The organism is Virgibacillus salexigens, from assembly GCF_014905415.1.
Classification (GTDB): Bacteria; Bacillota; Bacilli; order Bacillales; family Amphibacillaceae; genus Virgibacillus; species Virgibacillus salexigens.
The window spans coordinates 792,954-810,211 of the sequence record NZ_BNEO01000001.1 but is presented as its reverse complement, the minus strand read 5'-3'; the positions used below and the strand labels follow the sequence as shown (position 1 = coordinate 810,211).

Annotated in this window: 14 protein-coding genes and 1 pseudogene; 8 read left to right on the top strand and 7 right to left on the bottom strand. The window is 40.7% G+C overall.

Translation table 11 applies throughout. From position 1 onward, the window contains the following. Positions 1–6 precede the first annotated feature (6 nt). The 4 genes from JKP73_RS23030 to JKP73_RS03650 are packed head-to-tail and all read left to right on the top strand — an operon-like array spanning position 7 to position 5,167. Positions 7–1,434 carry a PTS mannitol transporter subunit IIBC gene (locus JKP73_RS23030; protein ID WP_021289598.1) on the top strand — a complete coding sequence of 476 codons (1,428 nt, stop codon included), beginning with the start codon at positions 7–9 and terminating at the stop codon, positions 1,432–1,434. A 24-nt stretch (positions 1,435–1,458) separates the two neighbouring features. Beyond that, positions 1,459–3,567 carry a BglG family transcription antiterminator gene (locus tag JKP73_RS23025; protein ID WP_231378656.1) on the top strand — a complete coding sequence of 703 codons (2,109 nt, stop codon included), beginning with the start codon at positions 1,459–1,461 and terminating at the stop codon, positions 3,565–3,567. Between the two features lie 19 nt (positions 3,568–3,586). Continuing rightward, positions 3,587–4,024, top strand: coding sequence for a PTS mannitol transporter subunit IIA (locus JKP73_RS03655; RefSeq protein ID WP_021289596.1), 438 nt, complete (start codon positions 3,587–3,589; stop codon positions 4,022–4,024). Further along, positions 4,025–5,167, top strand: coding sequence for a mannitol-1-phosphate 5-dehydrogenase (locus JKP73_RS03650; protein WP_160806759.1), 1,143 nt, complete (start codon positions 4,025–4,027; stop codon positions 5,165–5,167). It abuts the gene before it with no gap. Positions 5,168–5,224: 57 nt separating this feature from the next. Here the strand turns inward: JKP73_RS03650 and JKP73_RS03645 are convergent, their stop codons facing one another. The 4 genes and pseudogenes from JKP73_RS03645 to fabF all read right to left on the bottom strand — a co-directional run bounded on the left by JKP73_RS03645 (position 5,225) and on the right by fabF (position 11,203). After that, positions 5,225–7,435 carry a collagen-like domain-containing protein gene (locus JKP73_RS03645; protein ID WP_234447049.1) on the bottom strand — a complete coding sequence of 737 codons (2,211 nt, stop codon included), beginning with the start codon at positions 7,433–7,435 and terminating at the stop codon, positions 5,225–5,227. Between the two features lie 265 nt (positions 7,436–7,700). Then, the gene (locus JKP73_RS03640; RefSeq protein ID WP_021289593.1) at positions 7,701–8,180 is read right to left on the bottom strand and encodes an acyl-CoA thioesterase; all 480 of its coding nucleotides are present in this window, start codon (positions 8,178–8,180) and stop codon (positions 7,701–7,703) included. A gap of 33 nt (positions 8,181–8,213) precedes the next feature. Continuing rightward, positions 8,214–9,950, bottom strand: a complete 1,737-nt coding sequence (locus JKP73_RS03635) for a class I adenylate-forming enzyme family protein (RefSeq protein WP_200410936.1) — start codon at positions 9,948–9,950, stop codon at positions 8,214–8,216. A gap of 30 nt (positions 9,951–9,980) precedes the next feature. Next, positions 9,981–11,203: pseudogene (gene fabF / locus JKP73_RS03630) on the bottom strand (beta-ketoacyl-ACP synthase II). 510 nt (positions 11,204–11,713) lie between these two features. Between fabF and JKP73_RS03625 the strand changes: the two are divergent. Both JKP73_RS03625 and JKP73_RS23710 read left to right on the top strand, forming a co-directional pair. Continuing rightward, a complete protein-coding gene (locus JKP73_RS03625) occupies positions 11,714–12,058 on the top strand; it encodes a YxeA family protein (RefSeq protein WP_021289590.1) in 345 nt (114 codons plus the stop codon). A gap of 35 nt (positions 12,059–12,093) precedes the next feature. Further along, positions 12,094–12,390 (top strand): DUF4870 domain-containing protein, encoded by a 297-nt coding sequence (locus tag JKP73_RS23710; protein ID WP_081674609.1) that lies wholly within the window; start codon positions 12,094–12,096, stop codon positions 12,388–12,390. Between the two features lie 312 nt (positions 12,391–12,702). Here the strand turns inward: JKP73_RS23710 and JKP73_RS03615 are convergent, their stop codons facing one another. The 3 genes from JKP73_RS03615 to JKP73_RS03605 all read right to left on the bottom strand — a co-directional run bounded on the left by JKP73_RS03615 (position 12,703) and on the right by JKP73_RS03605 (position 15,213). Then, complete coding sequence (locus JKP73_RS03615) at positions 12,703–13,464, bottom strand: glucose 1-dehydrogenase (RefSeq protein WP_160806755.1); 762 nt, start codon at positions 13,462–13,464, stop codon at positions 12,703–12,705. Between the two features lie 400 nt (positions 13,465–13,864). After that, a complete protein-coding gene (locus JKP73_RS03610; protein WP_234447048.1) occupies positions 13,865–13,999 on the bottom strand; it encodes a PspC domain-containing protein in 135 nt (44 codons plus the stop codon). A 143-nt stretch (positions 14,000–14,142) separates the two neighbouring features. Continuing rightward, the gene (locus JKP73_RS03605) at positions 14,143–15,213 is read right to left on the bottom strand and encodes a C40 family peptidase (protein WP_160806754.1); all 1,071 of its coding nucleotides are present in this window, start codon (positions 15,211–15,213) and stop codon (positions 14,143–14,145) included. Between the two features lie 452 nt (positions 15,214–15,665). Here JKP73_RS03605 and JKP73_RS03600 point away from each other — a divergent pair, with 452 nt between their 5' ends. After that, positions 15,666–16,436: a YveK family protein gene (locus tag JKP73_RS03600; RefSeq protein WP_160806753.1), complete on the top strand. Its 771-nt coding sequence runs from the start codon at positions 15,666–15,668 to the stop codon at positions 16,434–16,436. After that, complete coding sequence (locus JKP73_RS03595) at positions 16,411–17,112, top strand: CpsD/CapB family tyrosine-protein kinase (RefSeq protein ID WP_200410935.1); 702 nt, start codon at positions 16,411–16,413, stop codon at positions 17,110–17,112. The genes JKP73_RS03600 and JKP73_RS03595 overlap by 26 nt, the downstream gene beginning before the upstream one ends. Positions 17,113–17,258 lie beyond the last annotated feature (146 nt).

Sequence of the window (17,258 nt, the reverse complement as noted above, 5' to 3'; positions counted from 1 at the left end):
TTATCAATGGCTGAAAATAAAGGTTTTCGAGCCAAAGTCCAACGTTTTGGAAGTTATTTAAGTGGTATGATTATGCCGAATATTGGTGCATTTATTGCGTGGGGAATTATTACTGCTTTATTCATTCCAGATGGATGGTTGCCAAATGAAAGCTTAGCACAATTAGTTGATCCCATGATTAATTATCTATTACCGCTGTTAATTGGTTTTACTGGTGGTCGAATGCTTCACGGCCTCCGTGGAGGAGTTGTTGGTGCAACAGCCACCATGGGAGTTATTGTAGGAGCCGGAATTCCAATGTTCTTAGGGGCAATGGTGATGGGTCCATTGGCTGGTTATGTCATGAAGAAAATTGACCAAGGGCTGCAGCATCGCATTCGTTCTGGTTTTGAAATGCTTTATAATAACTTCTCTGCTGGTATCTTGGGAGCTGGCTTGGCAATTATTGCTGCTTTAGCAATTGGACCAGTGGTCGAAGGGTTGAATAATGCGTTAGCAGCTGGAGTAGAAGCAATTATTGCTGCTGGCTTACTTCCATTAACCAGTATTATTATAGAACCGGCAAAAATTTTATTCTTAAACAATGCCATTAATCATGGAATTTTAAGTCCGATTGGGGTTGAACAAGCAGCAGAAGCTGGAAAATCGATTCTCTTCTTATTAGAAGCAAATCCAGGACCTGGATTAGGTATCTTATTAGCATTTTCAATTTTTGGCAGAGGTGCTTCAAAAAGTTCTGCGCCAGGTGCTGCAATCATCCAATTTTTAGGTGGAATTCATGAGATTTACTTCCCATACGTGCTAATGAAGCCAGCACTCATCCTCGCTGTAATTGCTGGTGGTATGAGTGGAGTGTTTACCTTTAACTTACTTGATGCAGGTCTAAGAGCAGCGGCATCTCCAGGTAGCATTTTCGCGATATACGCAATGACAGCCCAAGGAAGTTATTTTGCTGTTACAGCTGGTGTTTTAATCGCAGCAGTTGTGTCCTTCATTATCGCTGCATTTATCTTGAAAACTAGTAAGACTAACGAAGAAGATTTAGTAGAAGCAACTGACAAAATGGAAGCAATGAAAGGCAAGAAAAGCTCTGTTTCAGCTAATCTTACAGAGGAGCAAACGGTGGAAACAGAAGGGAATACAGAAAAGCCTACCGAAGATGTCAATAAGGTTATCTTTGCTTGTGATGCGGGAATGGGTTCTAGTGCAATGGGAGCTTCCCTCTTGAAGAAGAAATTCGCTGATGCATCGATTGACATTGATGTAAATAACACAGCGATTAACGAGATTCCAGATGATGCAGATATTATTATTACCCATAAAGATTTAACCGATCGTGCCAAAGCAAAAAGACCGAATGCCGAACATATTTCGGTTGAAAACTTCTTAAATAGTCCAAAATATGCAGAACTAGTTGAGCGCTTACGTAAATAAACGTAACGAATTAATAAGTAGGGGGTGAACAGATTGTACCTTACAGCCAGAGAAAGAAAACTGTTGTCCTTATTACGTGAAAGTAAAGATCCGATTCCAGTTAAACTACTGGCTGATAAGTTAACTGTAAGTGAACGCACGATTCATCGAGATCTCAAAAGCTTGGAAGCGGCACTAGTTGATTATAACTTATCCATTGAAAAGAAAACCAGATTCGGTATCCGAATGACTGGTGATTTAGGTAAATTAAAGGATCTAGATCAAGCACTAAATAATGGAGGGACAGTATCGGAGTATACACCGGAAGAAAGGAAGGCTATCATCCTTGCTAGTTTATTGCAAGCAAATGAACCGATCAAACTGTTCACCCTTTCACATGATCTAAACGTGACAATAGCTACAGTTAGTCATGATCTTGATCAAATGGAGAAGGAACTAAATGATTATCAATTAACGTTAATTCGAAAACGGGGCTATGGGGTCGAAATCACTGGAAATGAGGTCGACAAACGTGCAGCAATTAGCTATTTAATTAATCGATATGTCGATCTCTTTGAATATGTGCCATTAATCAAGGAGACGATGAAGCAACGTACCCAACCACTAGATGCAGTTTCCAATCGGTTATTGGGTTTTGTAAATTTAGAGAATTTAAGTATGATCGAGGCTTGTGTGCAAGAAGCTAGCAAATCTTTACCTTACGAATTGGCAGATAATGCATATGTTGGTTTAGTTGTTCATCTCGCATTGGCCATCGAGCGCCTGCAACAAGGAGAAATAATTATGTTTGACCAGGCTTATCCAAGGAAGGAATTCGAAGAAACGAAGGAATATGAAGTTGCTGCTGCGATGCTTCGAAATTTACAAGGAGCCTTAACTATTGAGATTCCTCATGAGGAAATTGACTATATTACCATGCATTTACTCGGTGCAAAATTACGCGCTGACCAAGCTTATGTACTTGAGGATTCCAATTTAGACATCGTTTATCGAGCAAAACAATTGATTGCATATATTGGTCATCAATTACAAGTAGACTTAACAAATAATATGTCATTATTGAATGATCTTGTTACTCATATGCGACCTGCGATTTATCGATTAAAGCAAGGGATGACGATAAAAAACCCAATCTATGATGAGATTGCAAGCAAGTATAAAGCTTTAATCGAGTTACTACGTGAAGGCGTGGAGAAAATATTTCCCCAGATCCATTTTCCAGATGATGAAATTGGCTATCTCGTGCTTCATTTTGCATCGGTGTTACTATATGGAGAAATGAAATTAGAGGTACGGGCATTGGTTATCTGTTCAAGCGGAATTGGGACCGCAAAGTTATTAGCCACAACCTTAATGCAGCGTATTCCAGAAATAAAAGAAGTGGATAATAAATCGATTTTTGACTTATCAAATACGGATTTAGCTGCGTATGACGTGATCGTATCGACCGTACCGTTAAAAGGGTATGATGTAGATTATGTGCTTGCTTCCCCAATGTTATCGCAAGCTGAAGCAGATCGAGTGAAGAAGAAAATAAGGCAGAAAAAAGTGACTTACACACCTTCCAGAGCTCGTCAGCCATCACAGCAAACGGGAATAGATTTTATTACAAAATTAGAGTCAAGACAAATTTACACAACAACAGTTTTACAACTGTTGCAATCCTTCCATATCGAACAGGTGGATGATAACTTAACCCTTGAACAAGTGCTAGATGCGATATGTACGGATTTAGAAAAGCAAGGTTATGTCACCGATAAGCAAACAGTTTACCAGAAATTAATAGAGCGGGCAAAACAAAGTGGTCTAGGTATTCCGAATACAGCTTTAGCCCTGTATCATACCCGTTCAAATGATGTGAGTGACGCCGTTTTCTTTATCTATGAGCTTGCTCATCCAGTGACCGTACAAGGAATGGATGGCGAAGATATGCAAATCACGCGTCTTCTGTTAATGGCAGCGCCACAGGTAACCCATAAGGAAGTCTTAGAAGTATTAAGCTTTTTGAGTAGTTTAATTATTATTCAAGGACAAGAAAGTATCGATCGCTTTGAATTAGGCAAAGAAATAGAGCTGAAGAACTTCTTATCGGAGCAGTTTCAGCAGTTCTTACAGGATAAAAATATACATTAAAAAGGGAGTGCATCACGTTATGACAAAACAAATATTAAGCCCAGCAACAATTGATTTACATGCGCAACTTACAAGTAAGGAAGCAGCCATCCGTCATACGGGGCAAATTTTGGTCGATCAAGGTTACGTTAATGCTGGTTATATAGATAAAATGCTGGAAAGAGAAGCGGTTACCTCCACTTTTATGGGCAATTATGTTGCTATTCCCCATGGTACAGAAGAAGGCAAGAAAGAAATTAAAGAGACAGGTATTTCTGTTGTTACGGTACCAGATGGTGTGGACTTCGGCGGCGGTAATATCGTTAAAGTATTAATTGGCATTGCCGGAAAAGGAGACGAACACTTAGAAATTCTTTCAAAAATAGCTATCATCCTTTCTGAAGAAGTGAATATTGATAATATCTTAGAAGCAACCTCGAAGGATGAGATTATCAGCCTATTTAATGAGGTGAATTAAATGTTAGCCGTCCATTTTGGAGCAGGAAACATTGGTCGAGGATTTATCGGAGCATTGCTCTATGAAGCAAAGTATCGAACCATCTTCGTGGACGTGAACCAGGAAGTTATCGACCGATTAAATAAGGAAAATCAATATGAAGTCATTCTTGCTGGAGCAACCAAGAAAAAGCAAGTGGTGAAGCAAGTATCGGGGATTAACAGTGTAACCAACCCTGTAGATGTTGTTGCTGCCATTGAAAAGGCAGATATCGTCACAACAGCTGTTGGACCAACCATATTAAAGGTAATTGCCAAGTTGATAGCTACTGGATTAGAAGCAAGAGTTGCAAAAAATGCTCAACCATTAAATATTATTGCTTGTGAGAATATGCTTGGTGGAAGCACGTTATTAAAAGAAGAAGTTCTTTCACATGTAACGGAAGAAATAAAGCATACAATTGAACAATATGTAGGTTTTCCAGATGCAGCTGTCGATCGGATTGTCCCAAATCAAGTGAATGATGATCGATTACAAGTCGCTGTTGAGCCGTATTATGAATGGGTTGTTGAAAAACCTGCATTAAAAGGAAAAACGCCAGTAATTGATGGTGTTACCTATGTAGAGGATTTGAAGCCATATATTGAACGAAAATTATTTACCGTAAATACAGGACATGCTGTTCCAGCTTATATTGGGCATCAAAAAGGGTATCCTACGATTTATGAAGCGATGCAGGATGAAGAAATTCAAGCCATCATTGACGGTGCTTTACAAGAATCCGGTGAAGCGTTGATTCAATTTTATGGATTTAACCGTCACGAGCATGCTGCCTATCGTTCGAAGATTATCGAACGATTTAAGAATCCACATATTTCTGATGAAGTGACTAGAGTAGGTAGAGGTCCGATCCGAAAGCTTGGAGCTAGGGATCGATTGATACGACCAGCTATACTTTATATGAAAAAAACTGGAAAAATTCCAAGCTATCTTGTAAAAACCATTGCAGCTGCTCTCACCTATGTTAATAATCAAGACAAAGAAGCAGTGAAGTTACAAGCTTTAGTGAATAAAGAAGGATATGCTAATGCATTGCAAATAGTTGCAGAACTATCGGCAGAACATCCGTTAGTGGATGCAGTAATAAAGGAAATCAATAAGTAAAAGAAATCCCGGCTTATTGGCCGGGATTTCTTTTACTAAGCTATTAGCATGGCATGGTTAACTAATTCGAGTTAAGCGAAAGGAAGCATTAACTATCGTTTGACCATCGGCTGTTGTACCAAGTGTGTCAGCAGTTGTACCTACATTCCGAAGCGTTATAGTAGCACCACTAGGAATTGTCAAAATAGCAGATCCTACTATTAACCTTGTTGTATTATTTGATCCACCAGCTTGCCCATAAATGGTAGAACTTTGAACGGTACCATTTAAAAAAGTTGCATAAGCTACAGCATTATTTGATCCTGAAAGTAATACCGTAACTTCATATGAAATTTTATACGTTCCACTGTTTGCAACAGTAATAGCTGCAGTTCCTGGAGTATGGGCAATTCCGCCAGCTAACGGACCACTTGTACTGAATACAACGCTACCGCCAGAAGCTACCGTTTGAGATCCAGTATTATAAACATAGCCATAACCTGTAGAGAAAGTGCCGGTAGGACCTGTAGATCCAGTACTTCCGGTAGCGCCAGTAGGCCCAGTCGCACCGGTCGGCCCAGTCGCACCGGTCGGCCCAGTCGCACCGGTCGGCCCAGTCGCACCGGTGGGCCCTGTGTCGCCAGCGGGTCCCGTTGCGCCGGTGGTACCAGTCTCGCCAGTAGGTCCCGTTGCGCCAGCAGGTCCGGTAGCACCTGTGGATCCAGTAGCACCGGTGGTTCCGGTTGTACCGGTAGTTCCAGTACCGCCAGTGGACCCTGTTGCGCCAGTAGGTCCAGTACCCCCAGTAGATCCCGTTGCGCCAGTAGGCCCAGTTTCCCCGGTGATTCCGGTTATGCCAGTAGGCCCTGTTACGCCGGTAGGTCCAGTTGAGCCAATAGATCCAGTCGCACCAGTGGCACCGGTCTCGCCCGTAGTGCCAGTGGTTCCCGTAGCACCCGTAGATCCGGTCGCACCGGTCGGTCCGGTCTCGCTGGTAGTCCCTGTTGCACCGGTGGGCCCAGTTGAGCCAGCAGGTCCGGTAGCACCTGTGAATCCAGTAGCACCTGTGGTTCCGGTTGTACCGGTCGGTCCAGTAGCGCCAGTGGACCCTGTGTCGCCAGTAGGTCCAGTAGCGCCAGTGGGCCCCGTTGCACCAGTAGGCCCTGTTACGCCGGTAGGTCCGGTCTCGCCGGTAGCACCAGTAACACCGGTGGAACCTGTGTCGCCAGTAGCTCCGATTGCACCAGTAGGCCCGGTAGCCCCTGTTGCACCTGTGGTTCCGGTTATGCCAGTAGTCCCAGTAGCTCCAGTGGTCCCCGTTGCACCAGTAGGCCCTGTTACGCCGGTAGGTCCGGTCTCGCCGGTAGCACCAGTAACACCGGTGGACCCTGTGTCGCCAGTAGCTCCGATTGCACCAGTAGGCCCGGTAGCCCCTGTTGCGCCAGTGGGACCAATTGTGCCAGTAGGCCCGGTAGCACCTGTGAATCCAGTAGCACCTGTGGTTCCGGTTGTACCGGTAGTTCCAGTACCGCCAGTGGGCCCTGTGTCGCCAGTAGGCCCTGTTACGCCGGTAGGTCCAGTTGAGCCAATAGATCCAGTCGCACCAGTGGCACCGGTCTCGCCCGTAGTGCCAGTGGTTCCCATTGCACCAGTAGATCCGGTTGCACCGGTCGGCCCAGTAACACCAGTGGGACCAGTTGAGCCAGCAGGTCCGGTAGCACCTGTGGTTCCGGTTGTACCGGTAGTTCCAGTACCCCCAGTAGATCCCGTTGCGCCAGTAGGCCCAGTAGCGCCAGTGGTCCCCGTTGCACCAGTAGGCCCAGTTACGCCGGTAGGTCCAGTTACGCCGGTAGGTCCAGTTGAGCCAGCAGGCCCGGTAGCACCTGTGGATCCAGTAGCACCTGTGGTTCCGGTTGTACCGGTAGTTCCAGTACCGCCAGTGGACCCTGTTGCGCCAGTAGGCCCAGTTACGCCGGTAGGTCCAGTTGAGCCAATAGATCCAGTCGCACCAGTGGCACCGGTCTCGCCAGTAGTGCCAGTGGTTCCCGTCGCACCCGTAGCTCCGGTAGCACCGGTCGGTCCGGTCTCGCCCGTAGCACCAGTAACACCGGTCGGCCCCGTCGGACCAGTAGCTCCTATGGGATCAATAATTGGCTCAATGATATCTTCGATCGGCTCTACTATAACCCTAAATAGTAGTTCTAGTAACAACTCAATAAGATTCGTGTTTAATTGCCTATATAAATTTTTGGTTTCTTCATAAGCCTCCTTATTTTTTCTCCGTACCAATAAAACCACACATCCTTCATTCTTAAATCCTTTAAACATAAACTATTCATTTATAAAAGGTAAAGTGTGGACAAAGAAACAGAGTTTGAAATATATTATAAAAAATCGAAAAGAAATAAGAAAAGATACATATACAGTAGCTGAGTTATCCGAAGATGATGATTGGTTCAAGCAGTTGTTAAGAAATTAAGACCTTATAACAGGATAACAATAGTGTTTAAAGAAAGAAGGCGACGAGTTACATACCTCGTCGCTTTTTCTAAATCTATGAATACATCATTTGTTCAATCTTTTGATATAAAGTGGGGTGGGTTTTAGTAAGCTTGGCAGGTTTCCAATTCTTATTCACCCACATATGTGTAGTGGAGCCTTTGGTTAATAATTTGCCATAAGGTTCGTTTACCATACTTACTTTATTGTTTTGCATGGAAGTAAATTCTACTTCCGTTATTTTTCTAGCTTCATAGTCAAATTCCATACGGATCGGTGAGAAATTGGCTAATTTGCTGAAAATAACCACGGGCTCATCAAAATGAGCAGATTGTTTATAAGATGCTTGTACATCAACGACAGGGAGCAGCAGCCCAATTGCCTCCATATCATGATAGGAGATGTCAAAATAGCGCATCCACTCGGTTCTGCCAACTTCAAACCAAGTAATATAATTACCATGATGTACGACTCCCATCTGATCCGTATCTTTGTATTGTACACGCATGCTATGCTGATGCCATTGTGTCGTCATAACTTCTACTCCTTTTTCCTACTTGCTATTATATTACAATTGCTGCAACTTTTCTTTCGCAATATCCTGCAGTTTGAATTTTTGAACCTTGCCGGTACTGGTTAATGGCCAATCATCCGTGGTTATAAACCATACATGTCGAGGGATTTTAAATCGAGCTAATTTCTCCGAACACCAGTGAATGACCTCTTTTCTGGTCATAGATTCTCCATCATTTAACTCAATAAAGGCACCGCCAATTTCAGTGGTAAGTTTATCGGGTACACCAATCACACTTACTTGTGCCACCACCGGATGTTCTGAAATAACGGTTTCTACTTCTCTTGGTGATACTAATTCCCCTGAAACTTTATACATTTCTTTACTTCGTCCAAGTAATTGAATGTAACCAAGTTCATCAATTCTCCCGACATCCCCTGTACGTAGCCAGCCGTCCTTATCAATCGTCTTTGCAGTTTCTTCTGGTTTCTTATAATAACCATGTGTTACAGTTACTCCTCTCACAGCAAGTTCACCAACTGAACCTTTGTTTAAAGCTGTACCTGTTTCTGGATCAATGGTTTTGTATTCTACAGCATGGTAATTGAATTCTGGCATGCCGCTAATACCTGCTAACTTCGGTCTGCCTACCCTTGTAGAAATGCGTTCTAATGGATCACCAATTTCTGTTGTTACTCCAGAGGATGCTACTTCTGTCTGGCCATATCCTGTAATGATTTCAGTGAGTCCAAGGGTGTCCACAGCGCGCTGCCATACCGGGATAGGGGCTGGAGCTGCACCACACCACATGGCAAATAAGTGTGATAAATCAAATTCATGAACTTTGGGATGATTTAATAACGGTACAAGTGTAGAAGGAACACATAGATAGTCATTTACCTGGTATTTCTCCATCAATTCTAATGAACGGAGTGGAGAAGCACCCAAGGCAGAAACGAAAGATCCCCCAACAAAGGACATCGCTAACATTGCTTCGATAATAGCAAAGCAATGGTAAAAAGGTAAGGGGGCAAAGGTAATCCGCTCTTTTTCTATTGCTCGACTAATACAAGTTCCATAAGCACATCGAAGTAGCATATCATGGGTAAGCATAACACCCTTTGGTCTCCCCGTTGACCCAGATGTATACATGATAATTGCTACTTCATCTGGATAATCCGAAGCATCCCATACGTTCATCACTCGTTCATATGGAATGTTTTCAGCACCTTGTACAAATCTCTCCCAAGAAATAAAATGGGAATCCATTTTTATTTTGTTTTCTGTTGGGATTAAGATAACTTGTTCAAGCTGCCTATTTTGCTGGAATTCATCCGATTGCAGTAATTCAGACACTGCTTTCCCATGCTGTTTTTCTTTTACAGACTCATGGATAAAGAGAAATTGACTGTCTGACTGCGATAGAATATACCCCAATTCATTTTTGGAAAGCATTGCATTAATTGGGATAAATACTGCTCCAAGCATGGAAGCAGCAATTAACAATGATGGATAGGTTGCATCATTATCCATTACTGTAGCGATGTGATCTCTTCGCTTTACTCCTAATTGGACCAATGCTTTTGCATATATAAGCGCTTGATCCCAAATGGTTTGATAGGTGTAGGTTTCCCCATGAATGTATAGATACGGTAATGTCCCATATTGATCAACCGCCTTGGAAAAGTGACGGGAAATCGTATTTCTTGGCCACGCTGGATAGCTGGATTCTAGTTCTTTTCTTCTTTCTGCAGCGGTTGGAAATGGAAGTTCAGGTTTGCTCTGGTACATGTTGATCTTCTCCTTTCGATGGTTTCTTCCCTAGTAGACTTTTTTAAATGCGAGCACGGCGTTATGACCACCGAATCCAAAGCCATTTGATAAGGCATAAGGAATAGCCCCTGCCGTAGCTTGATTAGCGACATAGTCTAAGTCAAGTTTAGGGTCTGGATTTTCCAAGTTGGTGGTAGGCAAAAAGATGTTTTCCTGCATACTTTTGATGGTAAGAATGGCTTCGACTGCGCCAGCGGCACCAAATAAATGACCGAGCATGGACTTGGTTGAACTAACTTTTAATTGTTTATAGGCATGCTTGCCAAATATGTGCTTGATTGCTTTGTTTCTGAGACGTCACCTGTTGGCGTACTTGTTCCGTGGGCGTTTATATAAGCAATATCTTCTTTGTTAATACCTGCGCGTTCAATCGCCAATTGCATGGCTTTTGCTGCTCCTCGATAATCTGGAGCGGTGATATGGTAGGCATCTGTCGTGCTTCCGTAACCGACGATTTCACCGAGTATCACAGCATCGCGTTGTTTCGCATGTTCGTATTCCTCTAAGAATAGTACCCCTGCACCTTCTGACATGACAAAACCATCACGGTCCTGGTCAAATGGTCGGGAAGCTTTTTCTGGCCTCTCGTTTTGTGTGGACATGGCACGCATCTTAGAAAAACCAGCGAAATAGAGTGGCGTAATCGTTGCCTCTGTACCACCAGCTAAAATGACATCGGAATAGCCGTGAGCAATATTTGTATAGGCTTCGCCGATTGTAGCATATGCGGAAACAGCGGCATAACTTGGTCCGCGGAAACCTGTCTGAATAGCTATGTAGCCGCTCGCCATATTATGGATCATTGCTGGGATAAGAAAAGGGGATACTCTTCTTTTTCCTTTTTCTAACATGGTCTGATGATTATCTAAGACGGTTTGTAAGCCGCCTGTTCCAGAACCAATATAGACACCTGCTCGATCTTTATCTAACGTTTCAAAATCGACATTCGCTTGCTCTAATGCTTGGATTGCTGCACTATAGGCGAACTGGGTAAATCGATCATATTTTTTCTGTTCTTTTGGCTCCATATATTGATCGATTGCTAAATCATCTACATACCCGGCAATTCTAGTAGAAATATCTTGAAACTCAGCTGCTTTTAATGTCTTGATGCCAGACTTTCCGTTTTTTGTACGTTTCCATAGTGTATTAACATCATTACCTAATGGTGAGACGACCCCCATACCAGTTACTACTACTCTGCGTTTCATATAATACTCCTTTCGATTATAGATGAATGCTGTTTGATTCCCAGTTATCCATATACGTAATTTATAGATCAAACTTTCTGAAGGCAACAAGTAATCAATTATCGTTATCTATTCCAAAATCATAACGTTTCCTATATAAAGAATGTTTTATATAAACTACCATTAGGATGATTTTTCTAAAAGTGTATCTTGGTTCGAAAAAACCCATCTGAATCTACCATTTTATCAAGCTAGCGATTTTTTAAAGTATATCATTATTGATGTCTAGATTTCATCCTCCTAGGAAGTGTTTCCTTCGATAGTTTCGGTACTCAGATTGATCTACAGTCATGATAGAACATGACAAAATTGTAATTTTTTATATGAAGGTTGAAAGAATAATCGATTTTCGTCTATGTGATTTCCCATCATAATAAAGTTATTGTCAGATTAGACGGGAATCTAGCATAGATGATGCTGATCATACACTACTAGCTTCTTTTCTAATAATCTAGGAAAGGTGGGTTTGTATTGAAACAATTCCGTATCGTATGCATAGCTATCAGCTTAACTTTACTGACTGCCTGTGGGTCAGAGATTCAAACAATTGGTTCGAGTGAATATTATGTGAAAATCTCAAATAAAGGTGAGAAGTATACGGAGCAAGAACATACTAGATACAAGTATCAACTGAAAGGTTTTAATGAAGAGGGCAACGATGAAAAACTCACCTTTACGAGTAATCATCGTTTAACAAGAGAAGCCTATTTACGGGTCTATTTCAAAAAAGGTGAAGTTATCACATATGAAGAGGTTGAACGTGATGACATTCCAAAAAAGCCTCAACAGTTGTTGGGCGTCGGTAACGATTCCTAAGAAAGTACGTTTAAATTCATCGAGAGGTGATTCATATGAAGGCAGAAAAACTTTTATCATCTTTATGTTATTTTAGTATCTTCTTTGCGCCATTTTTATTTCCAATTATTATATACGTTTTAACATCTGGAATTGTTAGACACCATGCAGGAAAATCATTATGGATACACTTGGTTCCTTATTTATCTTTCTTTATTGGTATAGGGGTTTTGGTATTGAATGGTGGGAACCAAATGTCATCGTTGATCATCATTTGTATTTTCACCGTGATTGGGGTCTATTATCTTATTTTGAACTTTGTAAGAGGAATAAAGGTATTAATAGTGAATTAACTGAGGAATTACAATGAAATAGCCCTCGAGTGGAGTACCATGTCATCATATCAATAATGATATATTTTCATATTACTCCTTTCAAGGACCCTATCAATTAATCCTGTTCTAGTTTGCTGGGAAAGTTTGAAAAATAGTTCAGTTGTTTGATCAATTTCCCCTTAAATATAAATATTCTAATAGGATGCGTTTCTTTCATGAAATGGAAAGGGATTTATCCTGAAGATAAACCAATACGTCTAGAAGACATAAAAAAAGCCTTAGCATCTTTTAAACAAAGCTAAAGCTTTAGATATATTATATACAATTAGTTTAATAAGCACTCCATCCAGCATCGGCAGCTAAAGCTACTCCATTAATATAGGCTGATTCTTCAGAGGCTAAAAATAGAGCAATATTTGCTATATCTTGTACTTGTCCAGCTTTAGGCATTAGGTTTACCCCGCGGGTAGCTATTTCCAGACCAAATGGATCAACATTGGTCATCCGTGCGGAAAACTCAGTTTCCACTTGTGCAGGGGCAATGGCGTTACAACGAATATGCTCTGGTCCATACTGTGATGCCACGTTTTTCGTCATGCCAACAACTGCGTGTTTGGATGCGGTATAAGCAAGTCCACCACGACCTCCAGTCAGTCCTGTAATGGAAGCCATATTAACAATGGTACCGCCTCCATTTTTGATAAATATAGGAATAATTGCACGTAAGGTATGCATCACCCCATTCACGTTTACATTCATGACACGTTCCCATGTTGCATCTTCTACATGAGCAGCAGCCTGCATATTGTCACCAACCCCAGCGTTGTTTACCAGGATATCAATCCTGCCAAAAGCTTCAACAGTATCATCAATCATTGCTTGAACCTCACTAGCTTCTGCCACATTCACTTTGACGCCTAGAGCATCATAACCTTGTTCTTGAAGTGCATTGACAGTTGTTTGCAGTGCTTTTTCATCAAAATCAGCAATAACCACTTTCGCGCCCTCTTGGGCATACGTACGGGAAATTTGCTTTCCAATACCGGCGCCACTTCCTGTAATAATTGCTATTTTATCTTCTAAGCGTTTCATGCGAATCACCTTTCTTTTTAAATATCGGGATATTTTTACTATAAACCACCTCATGATAGAACACAACTATTTTAATGATAGTATAACTATCATTAAATAAACAGAGGAGTAAAGCATCTTGTTGTTGAAAGTATTCTAGAGTTGAAGGAGGGGTAACTGATGGCAGGAACTTATTAATCCAGTATCCTTATGTGAAGCATTTGGAAGTCTAAATGAAGCAAGTATTGGTTGGGCTAGACAGCCAATTATGGATTGCAACTTATTCGGAAATATTGTCGTAGCTGATAATGGAGAGAAATTCGAATTCACCAATTATAGGACTGGCTGAAGATCACCAAGCAAAATGGTGGCTAAATAGAAGGTGGTTTACGCGGGTTTTCTGGAATAGCTATAGTGAGAATTACATAGAGGAATATTGATGCCGGTGTAAATAGGAAGAGGAGTCGTGTGAAAAAGGAAAAAACCCTGTGATTTCAGCAATCCCACCGCATACACCTGTGATCGATTTATCTGGGGATGATCGCAACTTTTTCATTTGTAAGTACTCCTTAAACATAAAAATTTACAAACCACCGTCCGCCAAGTTATTAGATTTGGCATAACATTTCTATAAACCATTGTAAAAAATCTAATATGAAAGCCTTAGCCCATATATAGAGCTAAGGCTTATTTAATTGATTAATAGAAGCGTTTATAACTATCGAAGTGTTTGCTCCAATAAGGGTTACTTAAACTACTTATTTGTACACCACTTGATCCGGCATGGATGAATTGATTATTTCCTAAGTAGATACCTAGATGTGAGATTCCTGGACGATAGGTACCTGCGAAGAAGACGAGGTCACCTACTTTAGGTTTACTTACATGATAAGATCGGTTATAGTAACCATCGCTTGAAGTTCGACTTATGCTCATTCCAGCTTTTTTATAGACATAATAGATAAACCCACTACAGTCGAAGCCAGATGGAGAGGAACCGCCCCATACATAACCTACGCCTTCATAACTTTTAGCCGTTTGAATAAGTTTATCGACATTATAGCTAACATTAGAAGGCTTTTCACTAGAGCTACCGCCTGATCCCGAACTTGAACTAGATCCTGAACTACTACCGATACTTAGTTTTTGGCCAATTAGAATTAAATCAGATGATAGGTTATTCCATTTTTTCAAATTAGCAACTGTCACACCATGTTTCGCTGCAATCACGGATAAGGAATCCCCAGATTTAACCACATAGGTTTTCGAAGCGCTGTTACCAGAACCTGATGAACCGGATCCTGAATTAGAGCTTGAATTATTTGAGCTATTCGAACTTGATCCGTTCTTACTTACAACAAACACATTTCCTGGGTAAATTAACGTGGAGTTTAAATTATTCCATTTCATTAAGTTACTTAAGGAGATATTATGTTTGGATGCAATTCCGCTTAACGTGTCCCCACGCTTTACGGTATATGTACTAGAAGAATTACTAGAGTTATTATTAGAAGAATTCGAAGAGCCTGAGTTAGAAGAAGACCCTTTTTTATCTGTCTCAATAATTTGGTTTGGGAAGATTAAGTCACTTGAGAGATGATTAATCGATTTTAATTTTGAAACACTCGTATTATACTTTTGTGCAATCGTCCATAACGAGTCACCACTTTTGACTTTATATGATGCAGCATCTGCTTCCTCAGCTGCAACAATCGATGCGGCAATTGCTGCTCCAGCAGTCACGGTCATAATTATCTTTTTATTCGCCAATGTTTGTTGCTCCCCTCTGTAATATAATTGTCAAAATGTGTTAGGAAATTAATTCCATTATAGCTTTTGTTACAAAAAAATGATAGATTTATAGGATATTTGTAATTGTTTTGTAATATAATGGGTGAAGGCGGTGACTTTTCACCTAAAAAGTCGTATTCTTCGAACTTTTTCACAAGTTTGATGGATCTAGTTACTTATTGGATTCAATGTAAAAGTCCCAAAGAATCATGGATCGAGGAACCAAATTTCTCTAAAAAAATAATTACAAATTATTTAATTGTGTTATAATTCTTAACTAGATTGTCGATATAAGGAGAAGCTGTGTTTAGGAAAAGGCAATTTTCGCTTGTATGCAGCTAATCAAATCAGTCCTCACACCTGTTAGCTTAAAGCGAGTGCGGAGATAAAATGATTCCATTGAAGACTACTATAAAATTGGAGGTACCATCATGGAAGAAACCATTTCCTTAAAGGAAATATTCGGTGTGCTGAAAAACCGGATTTTACTTATCTTGGGGTTTGTATTTGGGGCAGCTATTATCGCTGCTGTAATTAGTTATTTCCTGTTAACCCCCACCTATGAGGCCAATTCTTCATTTATCGTAAACCAGGGACAGCAAGATGCGGACGTGCCATATAATGTCAATGATATTCGAACTAATGTTGAACTAATTAATACATATAACGTAATTATTAAAAGTCCGCGAATACTTGGCGAGGTGGTAGAAGAATTAAATTTAGATCTAACAAGTGAGCAGCTTTCGAATAAAATACAAGTTTCTAGTGAAGAACAATCGCAAGTGGTGTCCGTTACTGCAACAGATGCTAGTCCAGAGTTAGCAGTACAAATAGCTAATACAACTGTAACAACGTTTCAAAATGAAATTCCGAATTTAATGAATGTTGACAATGTAAATGTCTTATCTGAGGCAGAAATGAATGCAAATCCATCCCCTGTCGCTCCTAACCCATTGCTCAATATTGCAATAGCTCTTGTATTAGGTGGTATGGTAGGTGTAGGCTTAGCATTTCTACTCGAATATTTGGATAATACGATTACAACAGAAGAAGATATTGAGAAGCATCTTGACTTGCCGGTACTTGGAATTATCTCGCATATCGATGATGCGGATATAAGTGGAAGTAAATTCATTATGCAAGCGAATAAGTCTAAAAAAGGAAGGGGGAATTACAGTGGCACGCAGAAAAAATCAGTCTAATGTAGGAACAAAAATGCGACATTTGATCGCCAAATTAAATCCAAAGTCTCCAATCTCAGAACAATATCGTACAGTTCGTACGAATATTGATTTTGCTTCTGTTGATCAAGAGCTACATTCAATCGTCGTTAGTTCTTCAGGTCCTGGTGAAGGAAAATCAATGACAACGGCTAATCTTGCCGTTGTCTATGCGCAACAAGGAAAACGCGTATTGCTGATTGATGCGGATTTACGAAAACCAACCGTCCATTACACGTTTCGATTAGATAACTTGAGGGGCCTAAGCAATATCTTAGTTGGTGAAAACACGGTTGAAGAAGTCATCAATCGCAGTGATGTAGACCACTTAGATGTCATGCCCTGCGGGCCAATTCCACCAAATCCAGCTGAATTGTTAGCTTCTAGAAAAATGAAGACATTACTAAATGAATTAAAAATGAGTTATGACATGGTTATCTTTGACTCCCCTCCTGTACTTGCAGTAACCGATGCCCAAATCTTAGCGAATATTGTGGATGGCTCCTTACTCGTTGTAAGAAGTAACCATACGGAAAAGGAAGCAGCACAAAAAGCAACCGATTCTTTAAAACCTGCCAAAGCAAAATTGTTAGGAACGGTGTTAAATGATCGAGAAAAGAAACAATCCAATTATTATTACTATTACGGTACAAAATAGGTAAAACTCCTTATTCCTCGGGATAAGGAGTTTTGACAATTGGAAGTAAAAATACCAAAAATGGAAATATTTATATACAGTAAATAAGGGTTTTGTTATACTAAATAGTACTTTATACCTGTTTAATTGAGAATAGGTCAGTAGGT

Excerpts from the sequence above, each read along its gene's own strand:
- JKP73_RS03650 (WP_160806759.1), top strand. The coding sequence starts at position 4,025 with ATGTTAGCCGTCCATTTTGGAGCAGGAAACATTGGTCGAGGATTTATC.
- JKP73_RS03600 (WP_160806753.1), top strand. The coding sequence starts at position 15,666 with ATGGAAGAAACCATTTCCTTAAAGGAAATATTCGGTGTGCTGAAAAAC.
- JKP73_RS03615 (WP_160806755.1), bottom strand. The coding sequence starts at position 13,464 with ATGAAACGCTTAGAAGATAAAATAGCAATTATTACAGGAAGTGGCGCC.
- JKP73_RS23030 (WP_021289598.1), top strand. The coding sequence starts at position 7 with ATGGCTGAAAATAAAGGTTTTCGAGCCAAAGTCCAACGTTTTGGAAGT.
- JKP73_RS03655 (WP_021289596.1), top strand. The coding sequence starts at position 3,587 with ATGACAAAACAAATATTAAGCCCAGCAACAATTGATTTACATGCGCAA.
- JKP73_RS03610 (WP_234447048.1), bottom strand. The coding sequence starts at position 13,999 with ATGAAAAAGTTGCGATCATCCCCAGATAAATCGATCACAGGTGTATGC.
- JKP73_RS03635 (WP_200410936.1), bottom strand. The coding sequence starts at position 9,950 with ATGTACCAGAGCAAACCTGAACTTCCATTTCCAACCGCTGCAGAAAGA.
- JKP73_RS23710 (WP_081674609.1), top strand. The coding sequence starts at position 12,094 with ATGAAGGCAGAAAAACTTTTATCATCTTTATGTTATTTTAGTATCTTC.
- JKP73_RS03640 (WP_021289593.1), bottom strand. The coding sequence starts at position 8,180 with ATGACGACACAATGGCATCAGCATAGCATGCGTGTACAATACAAAGAT.